Raw genomic sequence first — 20,655 nt, 5'->3', positions numbered from 1 at the left:
CATGATCAAAGAAATCCCCCATTTGAGCCTCCAAGGCTGACAAACTTGGGTTAAAGACCATCCCTATCGGCCGCACCTGGCCTTTATCAGCGAGATCGTTCAGGAAACACCAGCCATTCGCACCTCTCCCCTTGTCTGGAAGGACCCGGCCTTCTCGGCGGACTTTTCCTTTCAGCCAGGTTAGGTGGGACAGGTTTCCGTCTTTGGTGTGGGAGAATCCACATTCGTCATCAATTCTCCACCCACCCGCAAGGAATACCTCCAGTTCAGCGTCATGCGCACGGGCGAAGTGACACGGGCCCTGCACCAGTTGAATGTTGGCGATATGGTAGGCGTGCGGGCACCCCTTGAAAACAGCTTTCCGCACACCATGATGAAAGGCCGGGATAATCTGTTTATCGGCGGCGGCATTGGTATGGCTCCTCTGCGCACGCTGCTGCAGACCACGATGGACAATCGAGCGGACTTCGGCGACATCACCGTCATCTACGGGGCTCGATCACCGCAAGACCTCTGCTACCGCTACGAATTCGACGAATGGCGGGCGGCGGGCGTGAACCTCGTACTCACCGTCGACCGGGAACATCCCGGGCGGACGGAAAGGGTGGGATTCGTTCCGACCATTCTGGCTCAAGAGGCACCCAGTCCTTTCAACCGTGTGGCCGTCACCTGCGCCCCCCTATCATGATCAAGTTCATCTTGGCCGGTCTCAAGAAATTAGGCTATGAGGACGATCAATTCTACACCACGCTGGAGCGGCGCATGAAATGCGGCATCGGCTTGTGCGGCCGATGCAATATCGGCGGGACCTATGTGTGCGTGGACGGCCCCGTCTTTTCCGGCACGGCCTTGCGCGCCATGCCTCCAGAACTGTAATCGGCACGGCGGGCGCCTCCACCGTGCCCACTCACCGTTCCAAAGGGGTGACTTCGTCTTTGGAGGCGTCGGCTGCTGGCACGGAAAGCTGAAAGGTCTTGAGAAGGCACAGAACCCTTTGGGCAGCGTCCAGAAGCTCAAAGGGTTTTTGCATGCTCGGCGTCATCGTGGCCGTGCCGATGCGGGGTTTGATGAGGATGACCGTTCGACCGCGGCGCAGCGGGGAACGCCGAATGAGCTCATGAAGCTTTGAAGCCACAATCTGAGCTTCCTGCTCGTCAGCGTAAGGACACACCACAAGAAATTCCACGCTGCCGTAGCGGCCAATGAATCCTTCACCGTCGGGAAAGGTGCCGCGCAGCAGTTCCCCCACATGCCGCAGCACCGGATCCACCATGTCTTCGTGTTCCGCCGCCTCGTCCACAAATTCCAAATCCACGACAAGCACAGACAAGGCCGCGCCACGTCTTCTGGCTCGCCGAAATTCCCTTTCCAAGACATTGTGAATCTGGAAAAAGTTGAGAAGCCCCGTCGGCCCGTCTCGGTCGGACAGGTCCTTGACGCGTTCGTAAGCCAGGCAGTTGTCCATGCAGAGTGCAATTTTGATTCCCATTTGTTCCAGCAGTTCGGTGCCGTCCTCAGGACGGTAGTGCGCGGCATCGGTACAGGTCAGAAGCAAAAAGCCGTAGTTGAGGTCGTGAATACGTAAAGGTACCAAAGCCGCCGACCCAATGGGAAAAAAACCTTCGGGCAACGATGGCCTGCAGCCTAAAAGGCGCCGCAGAGGCTCTTCGCCCTGAAAGAGCAGGGGCGAGGCCGGCTTATCGGGAGCATCGCAGAGCCATCCGTTTTTCTGAAGAGTCACAATGCATGTGCCTGTCTCTTGTTCCAGGACCGCCCCCCCGCCGTTCAGGAGTTCAGGAAAGAACCGATCCACAAGGTCCAGATGGGTGAGGATGAGCGCCGCGCCGTCCACAAGGAAGCGGGCTCGAATTTCCCTGAGCAGCTCGAAAGCCAGCCGGTCAAAATCGCGCGTTCGAAACAGCACGCGTTCGATTTCCACCATATGCCGCCAGATCTCTTCGTTGGCCGCCGCCGTATGAACCAGACGTTCCAATTCTTCACGAAGCCGCTGGTTTTCCTTGAGCACTTCGGCCAAAGGCCTCTCTTGCGTCCCCGCCCCGTTCATGTGGCACCCCGGATTTTCCCTACTCCTCCCAACCCCACTTGCCGATGAGATCCACAAAACGGCAGCCACCCAAACTGCTCTTGCGAATCCCTTCCGGCACCCGCTCCACCAGCACCAGATCCTGACTCAGCCGGTCCCCCACTGGAACCACAAGGCGCCCTCCCATGGCCAGTTGATCCACCAAAGGCTGGGGAACCTTGGGCGCTCCCGCAGACACCACGATGGCATCAAAGGGCGCCTCCTCAGGCCATCCCATGGTGCCGTCGCCGACCTTGAGCACCACATTGCGATACCCCAGCTTTTCCAGAATATGCCGCGCCTTGTGCAACAGGCTCGGCAACCGCTCGATGCTGAACACCTTCTGGGCCAGTTCCGCCAGAACGGCCGTTTGGTATCCGGAACCGGTGCCGATTTCCAAGACCTTTTCATGCCCTTGGAGCTGTAAGGCTTCGGTCATCAGCGCCACGATGTACGGCTGGCTGATGGTCTGCTTGTCGCCGATGGGCAGCGGATGGTCCGCATAGGCTTGAGACTGCAAGGCCTCACTGATGAAAAGATGCCTGGGCACCGTGCGCATGGCCGCCAACACCCGAGGGTCATAGATGCCCCGAGTGACCAGTTGGGTGTTCACCATCTTGTCGCGAGCTTTTTGAAAATTATTGTTCATCATGCCACGGTTGTTGTTTCAGGCCGAAAAACGCACGTTAACGCTTAGAACTAATTGAAAATTAAGTCAATTCCTTTTTCCAAGAACCCTTTACAAGAGGTTGGCAAATCGAGCGTATAGCTGCACCCCCGCATGCTGGTTCAAGACGCCATGGCTTTCCTTCAGAACCAGACCTCGAAGGGCTCGCCGAAAGAACCATCCCAGCGGTCTTTTGATCCCATCCAAAACCACCCAGGCCGGCACCGCTTCCGCTTCCGTGGCAATGGACGTCAAAGGAGCCACCTGCGTGCCTGTATAAAAGGCGTAGGTGCCGTCTTTCCACGACGAATCGTAGGAAGAAAAGAAGCTTTCCGGCAAGAGCCCGTCGTTCAGGACCGTTTCCAGGGGCCGTGGAGCGTGTGTGTCATCCAAGGGCCTGAGCACGTAAAGGCGGTTGGGTTCGGCTTCCCTGGTCAAGAAACGCGCCGCCGTTCGCCGTGTCCAAGAGTCGTGCCCGAAAACGCCGAAGCCCTGATACCTCTCCGGCTCCCAGTATTTTCTGAGGGCCACGGCCAGGCTAGGGTCACGCTCGCGTGTCGTGTCTTCCCACAAGAGAATGATGGGGGAAAGGTTTTCCTTTTGGATCCATTCCAAAAGCACGGTCAAATAGGTCCAATCCCTTTCGCGCCACGATGAGATAAAAAACTTGTCGATCCATGGAATCACACAGGCTTCCAGACGCCCGTCCTTCAACCACGTCTGGCCTCTTTCCACACAGGCTTTTAAAAAGGCGAAACCTCTTGTCCATAATCGCTGTTTTTCGAGGCGCCAGCTGTGAATATCCTGCCAGCGAAACTGCTGATGAGGGCTGAGCCAACCGCTCCAGGCCAGAGGGCTTTTTCTGGGGAAATCATGGAGCAAGCCCCCATCAAAAAGGTCACTTAAGGCCTTAAAGGCATCTTGCAGAGTGTTCTCTCGGCCCAAGGCCCTTCGAATCCACGCTTCCCAGAAAGCGTGAAGGGCCTTGGGATAGACAAGGCGACGCTGCCACGCATGCCAGAGCCGCTCCACGAGGTCGCGGGCAGCGATGCAACCTTCGCTCACGGCACGTCGGACCCTTTCCTTGGCCATTTCTTCAAGAAAGGCGTTGCCATAATGAGGGGTCCCGGCCGACACGTCCACGGGTTCAAAGGCCCACCCACTGCAAGCCGCCGCCGAGGCATTGTGGAGGCTCAAAACCACGCAGCGGCGAGCCCGACTGACCTCAAGGGCCAAGCGGCGCACCTGACGCAATTCCTCCGCCGTGGCTTCCACAAGTCTTTGAAGAAAACGGCATCCTTGGAATCCCAATCCGCCCCATGCCGCCCTTGGCGCTTCGCGAAGAGGACGCCCGAAAATCGCCGCCCTTTCATGCCCGGGCCTTCTTGGAACCGCTGGGATTCTTGGAAAGCGCATCGGGCCCTTGATGTCGGGGGCAACCATCCGCCGACCAATGCGCAGGAAACGGCTGCAGGAAAAGCCCAAGCGCTTTCTTTGCCATCCGGCACGCCACAAAGAGGCCAAGTCCCGCAAGGTCACATCCCTGTGCGCCATCATGCCCTTCGGTTCACGTTTTCGGCGGCGTCGGCCGGAACGGTCGTGAGCCCTTAGCCATCTCCGCAGGTGCCTGAGATGCCTTCGCCACAGACCTCGAACCTCCGGCTTTCGAAACGATGGAGGCACAGGAACGGCCAGGGTCAAGACATGCACCAAGGGATAGGTCTTGCTTTCCAGAAATGGAGGAAGAACCAAAAACACTTTGCGCAGCTTGTGATGCGGAACGAGGCCGCCGTCCAGAAGATCCTTCTCAGGAAAGGTCCAGGCGTTGCCCCAGAAAAGAATGTCGAGGACAACTTCCCACAGCGGCGCGGCCATCCTGGACCAAGATCGGGTCCCTAGACGCCTGAGAAGACAATGAACCTCCTCCCAGTCGCCGTCGTCCACCGCCGCCATCAACCTTTCCTCCAATGACGCCCCCCGCACGGCCACACATGCCCCCGCCATTCCTGCCGGCTCCTTTCAAAACGCCCTCCCCAGGTGCCTTAGCCGGGAGTGACACCCCACGCCTCATCTTCTTTGGAAAAGACGATCTCTTTGCCGTCCTTGGATCCCTGGAGCACCAGAAGCGTGTCCGAGAACTCGTTGTGGTTGATGTGCCCCCACAATTTCATTCAGAAAGGGTACTCTCGGACGGCCTTCCGGGGCACGGTCCCTTCGCGGACAGACGCCCACCTCCCCTATCGGCACAAGAGCCAATTCGCGGACTCGCTCTCAGCGTCTCTCTGCATGAACATTCCCTTTGGATCCATGGACAGTGGCCCGCTGTGTCCACTACCCATTATGGGGGCACCCGCCTTTTCACACAAGTCCATCCCTTGATCATTGCCCTTGACACCCAAGAAAGTTTGGCTTAACTAATACACGTTGATGTAGATAAGGAGCGGCAATGAGGTGGTCGACCATGACGCAATGGTGTTCTCCACGTCGAAGTGATGGTGGGTGCGCCGGCCTAATGATGCCTCTGTCCCAGGCACCTTCGGGCAAACGTCTGCTGGTGCAACGCATTGAAGGTGGGCGGAATCTATGCGCCCGCATGGCGGCTCTGGGCATTTATCCTGGAGCGGAGCTGGAGGTGTTGTGCGCCGGATGCGATCGCCCGTGTCTTGTGAAAGTGCATGGCAGCACGTTGAGTCTGGGGGCCGGCGTGAGCAACAAGATTTTGGTGTGCCCCCATTCGGCTTGACGTTTTCACAGATTTTTATCATCTCGCAAAGTTGGGAGCGGCCTGGAGGCCGCTCTCTTGTGGCCTCTGAAGTTAGGACTGCCTAATTCACGGAGAGGGTCTCGGTATGCCGACGGTGCTTTTGCGCCACATGGAACCGAAGCAATCCGGAGTCATTGTCAAGGTGACAGCTACAGGGGAGCTGGGGCGTCGCATCCGCGACATGGGTCTTGTTGCGGGAACACCCATTCAGGTCGAAGGTCGAGCACCCCTGAGGGACCCTGTGGCCATTCGCGTGCGACAGTTCACACTGACTTTGCGCAATAACGAAGCGGATTACATTTTGGTCGATGTGGAGGCAACCTCATGAGTCAAGCATCTCAAGAATCCAAGGAACTTCTTTTTGCCCTGGCAGGCAATCCCAATTGCGGCAAGACGACACTTTTCAACGCCATCACCGGAGCGCGGCAGCATGTAGGCAATTACCCGGGAATCACCGTGGAAAAGAAGGAGGGGCGCTATTCTCTGAACGGTCGACAGATTCGGCTGGTGGATCTCCCCGGGACTTATTCCCTGACAGCTTACTCTTTGGAAGAGCTTGTGGCTCGGGATTTTATCGTCCATGAGCGCCCTGAAGTGGTCATCAATATCGTGGATGCATCCAACCTGGACCGCAATCTTTATTTGACGTTGCAGCTTTTGGAACTGGGCGTGACCGTCGTGGTGGCCCTCAATATGATCGACGTGGCTGAAGGGCGCGGTGTGCGGATTCATGCCGAGGAGCTTTCCAAACGGCTAGGCGTTCCGGTGGTGCCGACGGTGGCTCGGCGGGGCGACGGCACAGAGAGCCTGCTTCGAGCGGCCGTGGAAACGGCGCAGTCGAATCCGCGTTTGGAGCCCGTTCACATTTCCTACGGTCCCGATGTGGATCCCGTGCTCAAGGAAATGGAGAAGATCATTTTAGACCACGGCTTTCTCACGGGCCTTTATCCGGCCCGATGGACGGCTCTGAAATACTTGGAAGAAGACGAACAGGTGAAAACCAAGGGCCGACAATTGGATCCCAAGGTTTCCGAAGTGTTGGAAGCCATGGCCGCCAAGCTCACCGAACACATTCAAAAAACTCTGGACAGCTACCCGGAAGCCATTATTGCCGATCATCGCTATGGTTTCATTGCGGCTTTACTCAAAGACGGCGTGGTGGAACAGCGCTTCAAAGGCAATCGTCTGCACCTTTCAGATCAGATCGATCGTGTTTTGACCAACCGCTTTTTCGGCCCCATTGTGATGGTGGCGGTGCTTTACGCCGTGTACGAATTCACTTTCACCTGCAGTGAACTTCCCGTCCAGTGGTTCGAAACGGCCTTTGGAGCTCTGGGACAGTGGGCCGAAAAGGCAATCCCGGAAGGGCCTCTGCGCTCGCTGGTGGTCTCTGGCATCATCCACGGTGTCGGCGGCGTCGTTGGTTTTATTCCACTGCTTTTCTTCATGTTTCTGGCCATTGCGTTTCTGGAGGACACTGGTTATTTAGCACGAGCCGCGTACATGCTGGACCGAGTGTTTCGTGTGTTTGGCCTGCACGGGAGTTCCTTCATGGCCTTTATCATTTCCGGGGGTATCGCTGGCGGGTGTGCCGTGCCGGGCGTCATGGCCACGCGGACATTGCGCACGTCCCGGGAACGGCTCGCCACGCTGTTATCGGCACCTTTCATGAACTGCGGTGCGAAGGTGCCCGTTTTGGCCATGCTGATCGCCGCTTTTTTTACAGAAAACCGAGCCCAGATGCTTTTTCTACTCACCCTGTTGGCCTGGGTCTTTGCTCTTGTGCTGGCAAAAATCATTCGCCTGACCATCCTTCGAGGGCCCAGCAGCCCGTTTCTTTTGGAACTACCGCCGTATCGCATCCCCACCTTTAAAGGGCTCATGATCCATACGTGGGAACGCATCTGGCAATATCTTCGCAAGGCCGGCACCGTCATCGTCGCCATTTCCGTGCTCCTCTGGGCCATGATGACGTACCCGGGCCTGTCGGCATCGGAAAAAGCCGCGTTGGATGCGGCACGCCAAACGATTCTGGAAGGCTTGTCACTGGAAGAGAGAGTCCTTGTGACCTCGGAACGGGAGGAGGCATTGCCGCCACAAGTGCACGAAGCTCGTGAGCGACTCCGGGCCATCGAGAAACACGAAGCCGCCACGGCCCTGCGGGCGTCTTTTGCGGGCAAAATGGGCACAGCCCTGGAAAAGATCACGCGCTGGTGCGGCTTTGATTGGCGGACCAACCTCGCCCTGGTGGGTGGATTTGCCGCCAAGGAAGTGATCATTTCCACCCTGGGGACGGCCTATTCCTTGGGAAATGTGGACACGGATGAAACGACGAGCTTGAGCGAGCGGCTGCGCCACGATCCTCATTGGAATCCCCTGGTGGCTTTTGCGGCCATGCTGTTCATCATGTTGTATTCGCCGTGTTTTGTGACGGTCACCTGTATAGTCAAGGAGTCGGGATCCTGGAAATGGGGGCTCTTTTCTATGGCCTTTAACACGACGGTGGCTTTCATTGTGGCCACGGTCGTCTACCAGAGCGGCTTATTGCTGGGTTTGGGCTCATAGCTCAAGGGGAAAAGGGGGGTTCCTTTCATGTGGCAGCATCTTGTGGTAGGTCTACTTGTGGTCGTAGGTCTGGGGGCGGTGGTGCGTCATTTTGTAAAGACATTTCGAGGCGAAACCTCGCATTGTTCCGGCTGTGCGGGTTCCTGCGCCTTTACGTCGGTACGGGAGCTTCGGGGTCTCGAATCGTCGGAACCTCCTCCAACGTGTGAGCGATCTTCTTGGCCACGGTGATGAAACCCGTGTGGCCGATCATGCGGTCTTCAGGCCTGGCGCGCCGCGCATCAATTTTCCAATTGCGCTTAAGCAGCTCAAAGGTGGTCACGTTCGCATAGCCGTGTCGTCTCAATTCCTGCCACATGATCTGAACCTGCCCCACCTGCGGGCTCAACGAAATGAGAAGTCCACCGGTGCGCAAGGCCGCCGATACCGCCCCCACGGCGTGCCACGGTTCCGGAAGGTCCAAAACCACGCGGTCCACACGGGTCGCCAAGGGCAAGGCTGTAACGTCCCCCACAATCAGCCTATGGTTCTCCGGTGTCTTTCCAAAAAACACCTCGATGTTTTTTCGGGCCAATTGGGCGAATTCCGGGCGAATCTCCACAGAAATCACGCGCCCCGACGGTCCAACGGCTCGAAGCAAAGCTAGAGTAAGGGCTCCTGAGCCGATACCGGATTCCAGCACCACATCGCCGAGGCCGATATCTCCGTAGACCAGAAAGGCGCCTATATCCTTTGGATAAATGACCTGTGTGCGGCGCTTGAGCTTATGGATGTAGTCGCCAAGGGACGGCCGAAAAAGGAAAACCTTGGCTCCTTGATTCGTTTCAAGCCACTCGCCTTCCTGACGCCCGACCACCTCCTGGAGATCCACGTCCCCCAAGTGGGACGAAAAAGATCCGGAACCCGCACGCACCAGCCAGGTCTTTCCTTTTTGCGACGTAAGCAGCACCAGTTCTCCGGGTTGAAATGTATTCATGGCCCTTGGCCTGTCCTTTCTCCACAGTCTGCTTCAGCCCTTAACAGTATTTCCGCCTGATCCGCTGGACGAAAACCTAGCGCCAGTCTCTCGGCCGACATCGGGCTTGAAAGCCGCTTTTGCCACATCTAAGAACCGCCGGTCCACATCTTTTCGAGGAAACACGCTACCAGGAGCTTGCCTGACAACTCCGTTTTGACAGTTAGAGCCTCAGCACTTTCAACAAAAGATAAGGATCCATTTGCTCAGAAATCGGCATTCTGGGACAAGTCTCTTGAAGCCTGTCCGAAAACACCCTCAGAAGGAACGGCGCAAGCCGCGATTCCTTATCGCGCATGGCGGCCAGTTCTGCAGCCCTCATGCGTGGAATCGCCTCTCATGGCACACGTCGAAAGCTCGCGGCAGGCTTTCCGCAGTTGGGACAAAGATCCGGGGCGGCGTCCTCGGCCACCCACCCGCAATTCTCACAGACGAAGTAAACGGACAACCGGTCGGCGACCATGTGTTGCAGGGCCATCTTATAAAGTTTGGCGTGTCGTTCTTCGGCGTTGCGCGCAGCCGTGAGGTACCAGATGGCGGCTTTGTCGTCCAAGGCCCATGCCTCTCTGAGCAGCCTAGGATAGGCCACTCCATTGACGAAGGTTTCCGAATGAAAGGCCGCCTGCGGGTTTTTCTGCGTGGACCCTACCGAATCCAGAAAGGAGGCATGATTGCGGGCGTGAACCCTTTCGGCTTCGGCGATGGCACGAAACAAGCGAGCCAGCTGCGGGTAGCCTTCCTCATCCCCCCTTTGCGCGTAAGCCAGAAGACGGAAATGCGCTCTGGCCTCCCCCAAAAAAGCTTCAGTCATCAACGCCGTGCGTTGTCGAGTCATCATATCGAACTTTCGTTTGGCTTCACCTTTTCTCTGGAACATCAGCGGTTGGATCCGCCACCAACGGTGCCACGCCTTTCCGTGTCCACGCCTTCCGTTCCTTCTGGAACAAAAGCAGCACATGACGCCATAGAGTTCCAGGAATCGTCGACGGGCGCAAGACGATGGGCACGAGGATGCTTTTATAGCCTAGATGCGGCGCTGGAGCGATCTCTTTCAAAAACCGTTCAAAAGGTTTGGTACCACACCCCTGAAAGACGTAAATGCCGAGGAATCCTTCAGGGAGCAGCACGCGGTCGAGGGCATGCCAGAGTTCGCCCAGGGTTTTTCGAAATGCCCTGAAGCCTGAGCCCAAGACACGTTGGGTTCGAAGGTATTCCACGATGTTGGAAGTATAGATGAAATGAAAAGTCTGTTCGGTTGTGGAGAGAACATCTTCCAGGCGTGAAGGAATCGTTGGAAAATGACGCCGAGCGCCGTGAGACCACAAACGGTAGGCATCGTCGCTCTGCACAGAAGGCAGCAACGAAATGTGCGGCGTGTCCGTCGGGCGCACGTAAGTGGAAAAAGGATTGCTCTCATCAGCCTGCGCGTCCATCGCGGCGTCGAAAAAACGCCTGGCCTCTGCACTGAGATCATCCCGCAAGCGGCCGTACAAGGCCGTTCTTTGAGGAAAAGGAGATGACCTTGGTGTCGGCACTTTCGCCCATAAAGCCTTCGCCTCAGCAATGCCGTGAAAGAAAAAATGGCAGAATTCCTGACGGTTAAGCCGTCTGTAGGCAGCTCTTTTGATTTCCGTCAGCCAACAGGCTTTCACGGACACATCCACCGCCACTAGAAGCTCTGGTTCATGAAAGGAAAAATAAATTGGAATATCGCCGCTTCCGGCGACACAAAGGATTTTTCGGCCGAACATGGGAACTCCTTGCACGGCCGTCCACGGGTGTTCCGTGGGGACAAGATATGGCGTCGATTCGGCGTGAAACAAAACGCTTCGTTCCTCTGCGCTTATATGACGCTTAGAGTTTGATGCGCAGGCTGTCAAGCATGCCGTCGGCGTATGCAATGATGTAGTCCCTCTGAGCCTGGGTGGCGTAGCCGATGCACGCACAACGCAAGGTGTTACGGCTGCGAATGAGCCATTCAAATCCCACCTGTTTTCGGGTAAGGTTCACCGCAAAGTAGTAGGGTTGGCAGTGGTTATGGGTCTTCTGCATTTCGGTGTACAAAATATCAGGAAGATCCACGTAATAGATACCTTCCATGGCCGCCGATTCCGCGTGGGTGGCCAGATACTTTCGAATACGATCGTAGTCGGATTCCCGCAGCTGGTCGATGACATACTGTTTCATGTGTGCCTCCAAAACGCCTCCTGGGCATTCCAAGGTCCTTGTCGCTGAAGCCTCGATAGGGTTATACATGCATCAAAACCTCGATGGTACGGGCGACCTTTTCCACATCTTGCAAATCCTTGTCAATGCGCAAGCGAGGTCGAGGCTTTCGTTGCGAGGGCGGGGCCATGAAAGGCCACGCCTTTCGCAGCCATTAGTCCACGCGCGACACAAAGAGGTGCCGCCATGAAAGCCGGAATCGTCTTTACAGGCACAGGACCCATCTTGATTCTCACCAGTTACGATTCCTTTGACGACCCCAAGTTCGTCGAAAAGCTCAGCGCCAAGGGAATCAAGAAATTCATTGCTCGAGAACTTCCTTTGGAAAAAGTGAAACAAAAGTACGGGCTTCAATACAGCATCGTACGGGACGATCTTCACCAAACGGATGACCTTCGCGTTCTGGACTACAACGGGCACAACGTTTTTTACAACTTTTCCTTCAAGGAAATGGGGGATCCCATTTATTGCGAACCCTGAGGCGCAGGCTTCCGGCGCAATTCAAAAAAAGGAGCAACGACTTTCGACTGAGCACACCATGAGGGGCAAACGTTGGACTAGGCGACCCTGGAACATCCACAATATGAATGGCATACCGGCGGTCAGCTGCGCGACTTTAGCTGTTTTTGTCGTTTGGGCTTTGACCTTACACCTCTGCGCCACGTGCATGAAAAAGATTCCGGCATGAACACGTGGTTTCATTACCTCCGCCCATGCCGTCTCGCCAAAAACTTCAACGCCTCACGCAGATCGCCCCCTCGCCCTTTCTGCGCTTTGTGCTGAGCTCACGACCGCGAACGCTGGGCGGAGCGGCACAGAGCATTACCCTTGCGCTTTATCATCGCCGATGTTTCCATATATCCCATTCCCTCCAAAACGGCTCTCCAAAAATTCCAGATATTAATGGAGACTCTTCGCTTTTCCTATCCACGACGCCATAGGTCTATTGAAGAAGCCCATCGGGGAAAGGTTTTTTCAGCATAAACCTTCGTTCCATTGGATAGAAACACGCCACGCTTGGATAAGAAGCCTCGGCTCGGGCGGCTTCAACAAAAGCCACAGTGGAAAATGCCGGCGAATCTTTATCAAGTCATTTTCCAAAAGGTCACGCGGCCAAAGTGCCGGCTCGAGCAAAGCCCTTTTCGCAACGGCTAGCCTATTTTTTTATCCAAAGCACATGAGGTGGCTCCGCCAAGAGCTTTAGGGGTGCTCTTTCATGGCGCTTCCAGAGATGCAGCACCCCGATCGGCATAACCCGCCTTTTGGGAAAAGTTTCCAAGCGGCTTCGTCACGGAACTTTCACTTGACGGACACTTTCCTGTCATGGGGCTGGGCTTAAATGGCCTCGAACTTTGAGGGGCAGACGCCCACAGGGACAACGCAGGAAGGACGGATGAGAGAAATATTTGATAGTTCAAAGGTTCAAGGTCGGTTCTTATTTCGCGGCGCAACCACATTCGATACGCCCCAGGTGGAGGAACTCCTGAGGCAACTGGGCTACCACGTAAGTCTTTCACGGCTAGAACGCATTTTGGCTGAAATTTGTGAAAGCTCTCATGCGCAGTGCGTCCTTGCCACTATTCCCATGAACGACCTTGTGGTGGGCATGATGACGCTTCGAGTCTTTCCGTGTCTTCGCCTGGGCGGTGAACAAGTCTCCATCGAAGAGTTGGTTGTCCATACGGATTGGCGAGGACGAGGCCTCGGGCGTTCCCTGACGGATTACGCCATAGCCTATGCCAAAAGCCGGCAGGCTGTCAGGATTGAGGTCCTGACCAGCGAATCTCGTGAAAGCGCACAACGAGGATTTTACGAAAAAGCGGGGTTTCAAAGAGCGGCATCCCGAGTCTATCGCCTAAACCTGTCAACTGACATCACCAAGCTTCAGCCTGTGCACCGACGTGCCTCAGACGAACAGCCAGGGATTGAGTCATGAAAACCTATCTTCATGGCGGCCGCCTCTTCGATGGAGAAAAACTGTATGACGGGGGCGCCGGTATTCTCTTTGATCAACGCGGCATTCTGGAAGTTTCCTCAAAAGATTTGTCATCGGCGGCTGACCGTTGTGTGCACAGCGGCCGAAGTTTCATTCTTCCCGGCCTGGTGGACCTCCATTGCGATGTTTTGGAAAAGTGCATTGAAATGCGACCCGGAGTTCTTTTTGACCCCCAGTTCGCCTTAGCTGCGCTGGATCGGCGTCTGGCTACGGCGGGCATCACCACCTTTTGCCATGCGGTGAGTTTTACCGACAATGAGCTGGGGCTGCGCTCCCCAAACACGGCCGCACAAGTCGTTTGCGATATCAAAACCTTTGACTCGTCACCGTGTGCCTCTATTCGACATCGTGTTCACGGCCGTTTTGAGGTGGGCTCCGATCAGGCCCGCCCGATCTTTGAGGACCTTTTGCACAAAGGCTTGCTGGACCTCGCTTCCATCATGGATCACACGCCCGGTCAAGGCCAATTTCGCACCTTGGAAGCCTTTCACCGCTACTATTCCGGAACCTATAAGCTCAGCCAGGCCGAAACGGAGTCTCTGGCTAAAGCAAAAATCCACAAAAGCCACAGCGCTTGGCAGAACGTCGTCGACCTGGCAGGCATGGTGCGGCGGTGCCATGTGCCTCTGCTCAGCCACGACGATGACAATCCGGCCAAAGTCCAGCTCGTCCACACTCTCGGCGCCGTGGGCTGCGAATTTCCCGTCAGCTTGGAAGCGGCGCGCGAGGCCAAGAGTCGGTCTATGGCTGTTTTGGTCGGCGCCCCGAACGTGCTTCGAGGAGCCTCATCCAACAGCCATCTCAGCGCCCGCACCGCCGTTGTGGAGGGCGTGGCCGATGCTCTGGTCAGTGACTATTATCCGGAATGTCTCCTTCAAGCCCCTTTTCTCCTGCATCGCTTGTGCGGATTACCTTTATCGAGCGCCCTCGCTCTGGTGACCTCCGGACCCGCCCGTCTTTTAGACCCTCACGGCCGGTGTGGATATCTCAAGCCTGGGTTGCCTGCGGACATCGCCGTCGTGTCCACCGAGGGCCCATGGCCTTCTGTGTCCCAGCTTTGGGTTGGCGGCCGGCTCGTCTATCAAGGCCGATCCAAGTCACAGCCCTTTCCCTATTGCATTGTAATCCCTGAAAACCTCACCGAGGGGCATTTCCCGACAACAAGCCATCTGGTTCCAACGTCCTGGAATCGGACATGATGTAAAAGGAGTATAGGCCATGCTCAGGCCCGCCGCCGTCGTCAACTCTCCCCAAGTCCAACCGCTCCTTCAAGTGCGGCAGTTGATGAAGAAGTATCCTTCAGGCACCCTCGCCGTGGCGGGAGTGTCCTTGGATCTGACCCCACAGGACTTTCTTGTCGTCATCGGGTGCTCCGGCGCCGGAAAATCCACCCTTCTGCGCTGCTTGAACCGCCTGCTGAAACCCACCTCGGGCAAAATAATTCTCCTCGGAGAGGACATCACCAATGTTTCGGGAAACCGTCTGCAGCAAGTGCGCCGTCGCATGGGAATGATTTTTCAACAGTTTCACCTTGTTCAACGGCTGAGTGTGCTGGAAAACGTTCTGGCGGGACGTTTGCGCTTTCAAACATCCCCCTTGTTACACATCATGTCCTTGGCAAAAATCTTTTCCACAAAGGAAAAGGATTACGCCTTACATTGCCTGTCTGAGGTGGGCATCGCCGATTTGGCTATGCAAAGAGCTGATTGTCTGTCCGGTGGGCAGCAGCAGCGCGTGGCCATCGCGCGCGTTCTCGCCCAAGATCCTGACGTCATTTTGGCCGACGAACCTATCGCCAGCCTGGATCCTCGCAGCGCTTCCTTGGTCATGGAACTTCTTCAAGAGATTCACGAACGCAAAGGGATTCCCGTGGTCGTGAACCTTCACCATCTGGAATACGTCAAGCGCTACGCCAAGAAGGTTCTCGGAATGCGACAAGGCCGCTTGATATTTGAGGGCCCGGTCTCTCTTTTAGACAAAGATACGGTGGCCGAGATTTACGGCGGCTACTGTCCAGTTAAATGGCAGGAAGCAGTCGCATGTGTCTAGAACATTGAAGCACTAAAACAAGGAAACCAAAGGAGATTAACATGAGCACGCTTCCGAAAATGATGGTTTACAGCGTTGTCTTTTCCATTTGCTTTGGGCTTGTCCATCTTGGGGGCGCTCAAGCCGACCCCGGGCTCTGGCCTAAAACGATTCGTATCGGCCTGATTCCTACGGAAGGTGGAGCGGACATCACCCAGCGCTTTCAACCCTTGATAGCCCATCTCCAGAAAACATTGGGCGTGCAAGTGGAAGCCCAGAGCGCATCGGACTATGCCGGCGTGATCACGGCCATGGCCCATCAGCACATTGATTTTGCCTACCTCGGGCCCAAAAGTTATGTGGAGGCTTCCGAAAAAGCTGGTGCCGTGGCTCTGGCCATGGAAAAGGACGTTACAGGAGAGCCAGGATATTACGGTGTGATCATTGCCAAAAAAGGCTCGGGCATCACCAAGCTGGAAGACGCTAAAGGCCGTGTCTTCGCCTTTACCGATCCCAATTCCACCTCAGGCTATTTGGTGCCCAATCTGCTCTTCTATCGAGACCTCAAGGTGGATCCCAGAGAGTATTTCAAAGAAGTGAAATTTTCCGGCTCGCATGGGGCCAGTATTCTGGCCGTCAAAAACGGCACTATTGATGCAGCCGCGACCAACAACATCGACCTGAATCGTATGGCCGAAAAAGGTCAGGCTTCCTGGGATGATTTCGAAGTGCTTTGGAAATCCGAGCTGATTCCAGGTTCCCCCATGTGCGCTCGTAAGGACCTTCCAGAAAGCCTTAAGGCCGCTTTTCTCGGTGCCTTGATGATGTTTAACACCAATAAGGCCGCGTTGGAAAAACTTCAAATCGGCGGGTACGCCCCGGCCGACGACACGGTCTACGACGTTATTCGCTATCTGAACCAGCTCAAAAAGCAGTTGGCTCACGGTTCCTGACGGCTTGTTTCTGAAAAACAGTGCCATGAAGCCTCTTGTGCGTCAGAAAGATCGTGCATGCGGAGCCTGGCTTTCGCCGGCATGCGACCATGCTTCCTTGTAATATAGCCGGGAACACTTTATGGACTTGGTGACCAATACGGCTTCGTGTTCCGGATTTCGCCTGTTCCATGCGTGGAAGAAAGCCCAGCGCGCTTTCACTGTGGCCATCGTTTTGGGCATCCTCGGGGTCACCTACGTTTGGACCGGAATCCAGCCCATAAAACTTTGGGAAAAACGCCACCACGCGTGGACCTACCTCTTCGGCCGTAAGCTTACTGACCAAGAGATTCAGGAAGCGCAGGCAATGGCGGAACGAATGGTTGAAGTCGTGCTGACGCAAAACATTGTGCACGAACTGAAAAAACACCCAGGTTCGACCAATACTTCCGCGGACACAGCCTCTCTGACGAAAGAGGCGAAAAGCCTTGCCGCCGAGCGACTGGCCGCCATGCCGGCAAACGAGCGGCAGGCTATGATCGACAAGGAATTTCATCGCCTTTTGGACGAAAAACGCGGAGGCTTTTTCCCGCCGCAGACCAGCCTCTCCAGCGTGACTACCTACCTAGTGGCTCTTCTGGAATCATTGGCTATCGCCATATGGGGAAGTCTTCTCGCCGTCCTGTGGGCACTACCCGCCTCCTTTCTCGCAGCTCGAAACGGTCTCGGTATTCTTTTTCCAGGAGACGAGGTCTTTTACCGTGGTCTTCGTGCGGCGGCTTATTTCATCACTCGGCGACTCTTAGACTTTTGTCGAGGTTTTAACGAGTTTGTCATGGCGTTGGTTTTTGTGGCCGTTATCGGTCTTGGCCCTTTTGCTGGTGTCATGGCTTTGGCCATTCACACTTTTGGCATTTTGGGTAAGGTCTTCAGCGAAGCCATTGAAGCTATCGATCCGGGCCAAGTGGAAGCCATCACCGCAACCGGGGCCGGGCCCTTGCAAGTCTTGTCTTTTTCCGTGCTCCCTCAGGTCATGCCGCAGGTGATCAGCTACAGCCTGTTGCGATTTGAATCCAATGTGCGCAGCGCCACCATACTTGGTTTTTGCGGTGCCGGCGGGATCGGTTTTCTCATGTTTGACAAGTTGAACAGCTATCAATACCGCGATGTGGCCACTATGATGGCCTTGGTGATTCTTGCCGTTACCATCATCGACACGTTGTGCGGCAAAGTTCGACATCGGTTCATTTAGGCAGAACCCCATGAAAAACAGAATCGCAGCCGACGCATTGTGGAACGACGAAGAGCGTCGTCAATGGATGTCCGTTCTGGCAGAGGCCGAGACCGATGATCTTGAAGCCCTCTGGGACCGCCTGCAGGACAAGCCGTCGTACACCGTCCTGCATGGCCCGGAAACAGGACTCATTATGGTCCAAGCCCGAATAGGCACAATGTCAGGTTTATTCTATCTCGGGGAAGCCACAGTCACCAAGTGTTTCGTCACCTTCGACGGTCAAGGGATCGGCGCTGCCTTTATTTTAGGGAGACGTCCTCGCCATGCGGAGATCGCCGCAGTCCTGGATGCCATGCTTCAGGACCCCTCCAAGCGAGGACACCTCATGGCGTCCATCATCCGCCCTCTCGATAGTCGTCGACAGGAGGCCGAACGCCTCGAAGCTGCTCGAGCCGCATCGACCCGTGTGGAGTTCTTCACCATGGTGCGCGGCGAATAGAGAGGAGTTGTGCCGTGCTTCGCGTCAATACGATGTGGGCTGGCATGGGCTTTGAGAATCCCGTTTTAAATTCCCAGGAAAACTTTCGAAAGATTCTTTACGCTATGGCTTATCCAGGGCGGATCGTCACCTTGGAGAAACCCTCTCAGGCTCCGCAAGGCGTCCATGTGGCTGCCTGGGCAACACTGCTGACACTGTGTGACGCGTCTGTCAAATTTTATTGCGACCTGCCTCAAGACCACATGGTCGCTTTGGCCCTGAACACTCTATGCCACACCGTGACCGTGCAGGATACCCTTGATGCGGACATGGTTCTTTTGACCCAACCTCAGGCATGGACCACACTTTGTCGTTTCCAAATGGGCACTGAAGATCAACCGGAGTTGGGAGCCACCGTCATCGCTCAACTGTCCTGTTTGGCTTCTCCCCAAGATCCTTATGATGATGGCGTCCTTCTGTTGTCTGGACCGGGCATTTTTGAACAGACCGCCATTCGTGCATCGGGGTGTCTGCCTGACTTCTGGTCATGGAGAAAAGATACGGAATCGCTTTATCCTCGTGGCATCGATCTTTTCCTCACGTGCGGGCGGTTTCTGACGGCCATTCCGCGTTCCGTGAGGGTCATCGGCACGAAAGGAATCTCATGTACGTCGCCGTAAAGGGCGGTGAAAAAGCCATCGCCAATGCACACCGATTTCTTTCCGAAAAAAGACGTGGCGACACGCGCGTCCCGGAACTGGAGGTTCGACAGATTCAAGAGCAGTTAGGTCTGGCTGTGGACCGAGTCATGGCCGAAGGAGCTTTGTATGATCGAGCGTTGGCCGCTCTCGCCGTCAAGCAGGCTCAAGGAGACCTAGTGGAAGCGGCTTTTTTGCTCCGTGTCTACCGCACAACACTCCCTCGCTTGGGTGTGTCCGAACCCCTGGATACGCGGAACATGCGCTTGCTTCGTCGAATTTCTTCCGCTTTCAAGGACCTGCCGGGAGGTCAGATTCTCGGGCCCACCTATGACTATACACATCGACTTTTGGACTTTGCGCTTCTGGAATCGAAAACAGTACCAGAAAACGTCGTTTATCTCGTGGACAAAACGCAACCCCAATCCCTTCACGCACCCCGTGTCACGGACATATTTGCGGCAAGCCATCTTTTGGCCGAACCGATGAACACCACTCAAGCCCCCCATGACATCACCTTGAGTCCCATGGAAATTCCCGCGCCACGCAGCGCTCGGCTTCAAAATCTGGCCCGAGCCGACGAAGGGTTCCTTGTGGGCTGCGCTTACTCGGCTCAGAGAGGTTTTGGTTTTCGTGGCCATCCCTTCGTGGGAGAAATCCGCATGGGGTCCGTCCCTCTCGAGATTCACGTACCTGAACTGGGTTTTTCGGTTCGTGTAGGGTCCATGTGCGTTACGGAATGTGTCATGTTGTCGCGATTCGAACCCACCGACGGAAGTCCTGCAGGTTTTGTGCAGGGCTTTGGTTTGGTTTTCGGTAACAACGAAAGAAAGGCCATGGCGATGGCCCTTGTGGATCGGGCCTTGCGATCGGCCGAATTGGGCGAGGAGGTCCGCTATCCAGCCCAGGATCAAGAATTTATTCTTCGGCACAGCGACAATGTGGAAGCCTCGGGTTTTGTCCAGCATTTGAAGCTCCCCCATTACGTCGATTTTCAGGCGGAACTCTGTCATGTGCGATCATCTGAGGAAAGGCAAAAGTCATGACTCTTCCACCAGGTGCCGCTCTACCCGTTGAACATTCCACACAGCACAAAACCAAGAAAAAGTCCTGTTCAGGTTTAGTTGGCTATAATTTCGCCTTTCTTGACGAGAACACCAAACGACGAATCCGCCGAACGCTCCTCAAAGCCGTGGCCATTCCCGGTCACCAGATTCCTTTCGGCAGCCGAGAAATGCCGCTGCCCTACGGTTGGGGAACCGGGGGTATCCAAATCACCGCATCCCTCATCGGCCCTCAGGACGTTCTCAAGGTGATCGATCAAGGAGCCGATGATACGACGAATGCCGTTAGCATCCGACAATTCTTTCAAAAAACAGCCGGAATCGCCACCACAACGGTCACGGAAAAAGCAACGGTCATTCAGACGCGACACCGAATACCCGAAGTGCCGCTGCAGGAGGGGCAAATCCTTGTGTATCAAGTCCCTATTCCTGAGCCTCTGCGCTTCATCGAGCCCCACGAAGTCATTTGCCGGAGTCTGCACGCTTTAGCCGACTACGGGCTCATGTACATCAAGCTTTACGAAGACGTGGTCCGCTCAGGCCGTATCGGCGTGGCCTTTGACTATCCCGTGTTGGTGCATGGGCGATACGTCATGAGCCCTTCCCCGATTCCAAAGTTTGATGTGCCGAAAATGCATCGTATGCCTGCGCTGCAACTTTTCGGAGCAGGACGCGAAAAACGGATCTATGCCGTACCACCGTACACCGACGTTCGTCCGCTGGACTTTGAAGATATTCCCTTTACCGTCGAAAAATGGAAGCACAGTTGCAGTCTATGCGGGGCCACTGCCCATTACTTGGACGAAATCATTATCAATGATGCAGGTGATCGGATTTTTGTCTGTTCCGACACCGATGCATGCCGCAAAAGGCGCGACTCACTGATGTCCAATAACCGTTTTTGA

Annotated in this window: 21 protein-coding genes and 1 pseudogene; 14 read left to right on the top strand and 8 right to left on the bottom strand. The window is 55.5% G+C overall.

The window, feature by feature from the left end; translation table 11 throughout:
• Positions 1–76 precede the first annotated feature (76 nt).
• Positions 77–876 (top strand): annotated as a pseudogene (locus tag ACUVSA_RS13995) (FAD/NAD(P)-binding protein).
• Between the two features lie 31 nt (positions 877–907).
• On the opposite strand, the gene ACUVSA_RS13990 reads toward ACUVSA_RS13995, so the two are convergent.
• The 4 genes from ACUVSA_RS13990 to ACUVSA_RS13975 form a co-directional block, all read right to left on the bottom strand.
• On the bottom strand, positions 908–2,065 hold the full coding sequence (locus tag ACUVSA_RS13990) for a diguanylate cyclase (RefSeq protein WP_445895276.1): 1,158 nt from the start codon (positions 2,063–2,065) through the stop codon (positions 908–910).
• A gap of 19 nt (positions 2,066–2,084) precedes the next feature.
• Positions 2,085–2,732, bottom strand: coding sequence for a protein-L-isoaspartate(D-aspartate) O-methyltransferase (locus ACUVSA_RS13985; protein ID WP_445892254.1), 648 nt, complete (start codon positions 2,730–2,732; stop codon positions 2,085–2,087).
• 90 nt (positions 2,733–2,822) lie between these two features.
• Positions 2,823–4,754 (bottom strand): hypothetical protein, encoded by a 1,932-nt coding sequence (locus tag ACUVSA_RS13980; RefSeq protein ID WP_445895275.1) that lies wholly within the window; start codon positions 4,752–4,754, stop codon positions 2,823–2,825.
• A 38-nt stretch (positions 4,755–4,792) separates the two neighbouring features.
• Complete coding sequence (locus ACUVSA_RS13975) at positions 4,793–4,921, bottom strand: hypothetical protein (RefSeq protein ID WP_445892250.1); 129 nt, start codon at positions 4,919–4,921, stop codon at positions 4,793–4,795.
• A 290-nt stretch (positions 4,922–5,211) separates the two neighbouring features.
• Between ACUVSA_RS13975 and ACUVSA_RS13970 the strand changes: the two genes are divergently transcribed.
• The 3 genes from ACUVSA_RS13970 (at position 5,212) to feoB (ending at position 8,079) form a co-directional block, all read left to right on the top strand.
• Entirely contained in the window at positions 5,212–5,493 is a 282-nt protein-coding gene (locus tag ACUVSA_RS13970) for a FeoA family protein (RefSeq protein WP_445892249.1), read from the top strand.
• Positions 5,494–5,599: 106 nt separating this feature from the next.
• Positions 5,600–5,842, top strand: a complete 243-nt coding sequence (locus tag ACUVSA_RS13965; protein ID WP_445895274.1) for a FeoA family protein — start codon at positions 5,600–5,602, stop codon at positions 5,840–5,842.
• Entirely contained in the window at positions 5,839–8,079 is a 2,241-nt protein-coding gene (gene feoB, locus ACUVSA_RS13960; RefSeq protein ID WP_445895273.1) for a ferrous iron transport protein B, read from the top strand. Before ACUVSA_RS13965 ends, feoB begins: the two co-directional genes overlap by 4 nt.
• 151 nt (positions 8,080–8,230) lie before the next feature.
• Here the strand turns inward: feoB and ACUVSA_RS13955 are convergent, their stop codons facing one another.
• From ACUVSA_RS13955 to ACUVSA_RS13940, 4 genes are all read right to left on the bottom strand, one after another.
• The gene (locus tag ACUVSA_RS13955) at positions 8,231–9,055 is read right to left on the bottom strand and encodes a tRNA (adenine-N1)-methyltransferase (protein ID WP_445895272.1); all 825 of its coding nucleotides are present in this window, start codon (positions 9,053–9,055) and stop codon (positions 8,231–8,233) included.
• A gap of 376 nt (positions 9,056–9,431) precedes the next feature.
• Positions 9,432–9,932, bottom strand: a complete 501-nt coding sequence (locus ACUVSA_RS13950) for a rubrerythrin family protein (RefSeq protein WP_445895271.1) — start codon at positions 9,930–9,932, stop codon at positions 9,432–9,434.
• 19 nt (positions 9,933–9,951) lie between these two features.
• On the bottom strand, positions 9,952–10,845 hold the full coding sequence (locus ACUVSA_RS13945; RefSeq protein WP_445895270.1) for a DUF3419 family protein: 894 nt from the start codon (positions 10,843–10,845) through the stop codon (positions 9,952–9,954).
• Between the two features lie 103 nt (positions 10,846–10,948).
• The gene (locus ACUVSA_RS13940; RefSeq protein WP_445892243.1) at positions 10,949–11,281 is read right to left on the bottom strand and encodes a hypothetical protein; all 333 of its coding nucleotides are present in this window, start codon (positions 11,279–11,281) and stop codon (positions 10,949–10,951) included.
• Between the two features lie 225 nt (positions 11,282–11,506).
• Between ACUVSA_RS13940 and ACUVSA_RS13935 the strand changes: the two genes are divergently transcribed.
• The 10 genes from ACUVSA_RS13935 to ACUVSA_RS13890 all read left to right on the top strand — a co-directional run bounded on the left by ACUVSA_RS13935 (position 11,507) and on the right by ACUVSA_RS13890 (position 20,655).
• Positions 11,507–11,800 carry a hypothetical protein gene (locus ACUVSA_RS13935; RefSeq protein WP_445892242.1) on the top strand — a complete coding sequence of 98 codons (294 nt, stop codon included), beginning with the start codon at positions 11,507–11,509 and terminating at the stop codon, positions 11,798–11,800.
• Positions 11,801–12,713: 913 nt separating this feature from the next.
• A complete protein-coding gene (locus tag ACUVSA_RS13930) occupies positions 12,714–13,256 on the top strand; it encodes a GNAT family N-acetyltransferase (RefSeq protein ID WP_445895269.1) in 543 nt (180 codons plus the stop codon).
• The gene (locus ACUVSA_RS13925) at positions 13,253–14,515 is read left to right on the top strand and encodes an alpha-D-ribose 1-methylphosphonate 5-triphosphate diphosphatase (protein WP_445895268.1); all 1,263 of its coding nucleotides are present in this window, start codon (positions 13,253–13,255) and stop codon (positions 14,513–14,515) included. The genes ACUVSA_RS13930 and ACUVSA_RS13925 overlap by 4 nt, the downstream gene beginning before the upstream one ends.
• 19 nt (positions 14,516–14,534) lie before the next feature.
• A complete protein-coding gene (gene phnC / locus ACUVSA_RS13920) occupies positions 14,535–15,365 on the top strand; it encodes a phosphonate ABC transporter ATP-binding protein (RefSeq protein ID WP_445895267.1) in 831 nt (276 codons plus the stop codon).
• Between the two features lie 41 nt (positions 15,366–15,406).
• Complete coding sequence (phnD, locus tag ACUVSA_RS13915) at positions 15,407–16,297, top strand: phosphonate ABC transporter substrate-binding protein (RefSeq protein WP_445895266.1); 891 nt, start codon at positions 15,407–15,409, stop codon at positions 16,295–16,297.
• A gap of 121 nt (positions 16,298–16,418) precedes the next feature.
• Positions 16,419–17,528, top strand: a complete 1,110-nt coding sequence (gene phnE / locus ACUVSA_RS13910) for a phosphonate ABC transporter, permease protein PhnE (RefSeq protein ID WP_445895265.1) — start codon at positions 16,419–16,421, stop codon at positions 17,526–17,528.
• Between the two features lie 10 nt (positions 17,529–17,538).
• The gene (phnG, locus tag ACUVSA_RS13905; protein WP_445895264.1) at positions 17,539–18,009 is read left to right on the top strand and encodes a phosphonate C-P lyase system protein PhnG; all 471 of its coding nucleotides are present in this window, start codon (positions 17,539–17,541) and stop codon (positions 18,007–18,009) included.
• A gap of 14 nt (positions 18,010–18,023) precedes the next feature.
• On the top strand, positions 18,024–18,668 hold the full coding sequence (gene phnH / locus ACUVSA_RS13900; protein ID WP_445895263.1) for a phosphonate C-P lyase system protein PhnH: 645 nt from the start codon (positions 18,024–18,026) through the stop codon (positions 18,666–18,668).
• On the top strand, positions 18,653–19,732 hold the full coding sequence (locus ACUVSA_RS13895) for a carbon-phosphorus lyase complex subunit PhnI (protein WP_445895262.1): 1,080 nt from the start codon (positions 18,653–18,655) through the stop codon (positions 19,730–19,732). The genes phnH and ACUVSA_RS13895 overlap by 16 nt, the downstream gene beginning before the upstream one ends.
• Complete coding sequence (locus ACUVSA_RS13890; RefSeq protein WP_445895261.1) at positions 19,729–20,655, top strand: alpha-D-ribose 1-methylphosphonate 5-phosphate C-P-lyase PhnJ; 927 nt, start codon at positions 19,729–19,731, stop codon at positions 20,653–20,655. Before ACUVSA_RS13895 ends, ACUVSA_RS13890 begins: the two co-directional genes overlap by 4 nt.

The sequence above is a fragment of the Desulfosoma sp. genome, assembly GCF_052743555.1.
The sequence above is the reverse complement of the archived record's forward strand: the minus strand, read 5'-3'. Positions and strand labels throughout refer to the sequence as shown.

Excerpts from the sequence above, each read along its gene's own strand:
- ACUVSA_RS13990 (WP_445895276.1), bottom strand. The coding sequence starts at position 2,065 with ATGAACGGGGCGGGGACGCAAGAGAGGCCTTTGGCCGAAGTGCTCAAG.
- ACUVSA_RS13985 (WP_445892254.1), bottom strand. The coding sequence starts at position 2,732 with ATGAACAATAATTTTCAAAAAGCTCGCGACAAGATGGTGAACACCCAA.
- ACUVSA_RS13980 (WP_445895275.1), bottom strand. The coding sequence starts at position 4,754 with ATGGCGGGGGCATGTGTGGCCGTGCGGGGGGCGTCATTGGAGGAAAGG.
- ACUVSA_RS13975 (WP_445892250.1), bottom strand. The coding sequence starts at position 4,921 with ATGAAATTGTGGGGGCACATCAACCACAACGAGTTCTCGGACACGCTT.
- ACUVSA_RS13970 (WP_445892249.1), top strand. The coding sequence starts at position 5,212 with ATGACGCAATGGTGTTCTCCACGTCGAAGTGATGGTGGGTGCGCCGGC.
- ACUVSA_RS13965 (WP_445895274.1), top strand. The coding sequence starts at position 5,600 with ATGCCGACGGTGCTTTTGCGCCACATGGAACCGAAGCAATCCGGAGTC.
- feoB (WP_445895273.1), top strand. The coding sequence starts at position 5,839 with ATGAGTCAAGCATCTCAAGAATCCAAGGAACTTCTTTTTGCCCTGGCA.
- ACUVSA_RS13955 (WP_445895272.1), bottom strand. The coding sequence starts at position 9,055 with ATGAATACATTTCAACCCGGAGAACTGGTGCTGCTTACGTCGCAAAAA.
- ACUVSA_RS13950 (WP_445895271.1), bottom strand. The coding sequence starts at position 9,932 with ATGATGACTCGACAACGCACGGCGTTGATGACTGAAGCTTTTTTGGGG.
- ACUVSA_RS13945 (WP_445895270.1), bottom strand. The coding sequence starts at position 10,845 with ATGTTCGGCCGAAAAATCCTTTGTGTCGCCGGAAGCGGCGATATTCCA.
- ACUVSA_RS13940 (WP_445892243.1), bottom strand. The coding sequence starts at position 11,281 with ATGAAACAGTATGTCATCGACCAGCTGCGGGAATCCGACTACGATCGT.
- ACUVSA_RS13935 (WP_445892242.1), top strand. The coding sequence starts at position 11,507 with ATGAAAGCCGGAATCGTCTTTACAGGCACAGGACCCATCTTGATTCTC.
- ACUVSA_RS13930 (WP_445895269.1), top strand. The coding sequence starts at position 12,714 with ATGAGAGAAATATTTGATAGTTCAAAGGTTCAAGGTCGGTTCTTATTT.
- ACUVSA_RS13925 (WP_445895268.1), top strand. The coding sequence starts at position 13,253 with ATGAAAACCTATCTTCATGGCGGCCGCCTCTTCGATGGAGAAAAACTG.
- phnC (WP_445895267.1), top strand. The coding sequence starts at position 14,535 with ATGCTCAGGCCCGCCGCCGTCGTCAACTCTCCCCAAGTCCAACCGCTC.
- phnD (WP_445895266.1), top strand. The coding sequence starts at position 15,407 with ATGAGCACGCTTCCGAAAATGATGGTTTACAGCGTTGTCTTTTCCATT.
- phnE (WP_445895265.1), top strand. The coding sequence starts at position 16,419 with ATGGACTTGGTGACCAATACGGCTTCGTGTTCCGGATTTCGCCTGTTC.
- phnG (WP_445895264.1), top strand. The coding sequence starts at position 17,539 with ATGAAAAACAGAATCGCAGCCGACGCATTGTGGAACGACGAAGAGCGT.
- ACUVSA_RS13895 (WP_445895262.1), top strand. The coding sequence starts at position 18,653 with ATGTACGTCGCCGTAAAGGGCGGTGAAAAAGCCATCGCCAATGCACAC.
- ACUVSA_RS13890 (WP_445895261.1), top strand. The coding sequence starts at position 19,729 with ATGACTCTTCCACCAGGTGCCGCTCTACCCGTTGAACATTCCACACAG.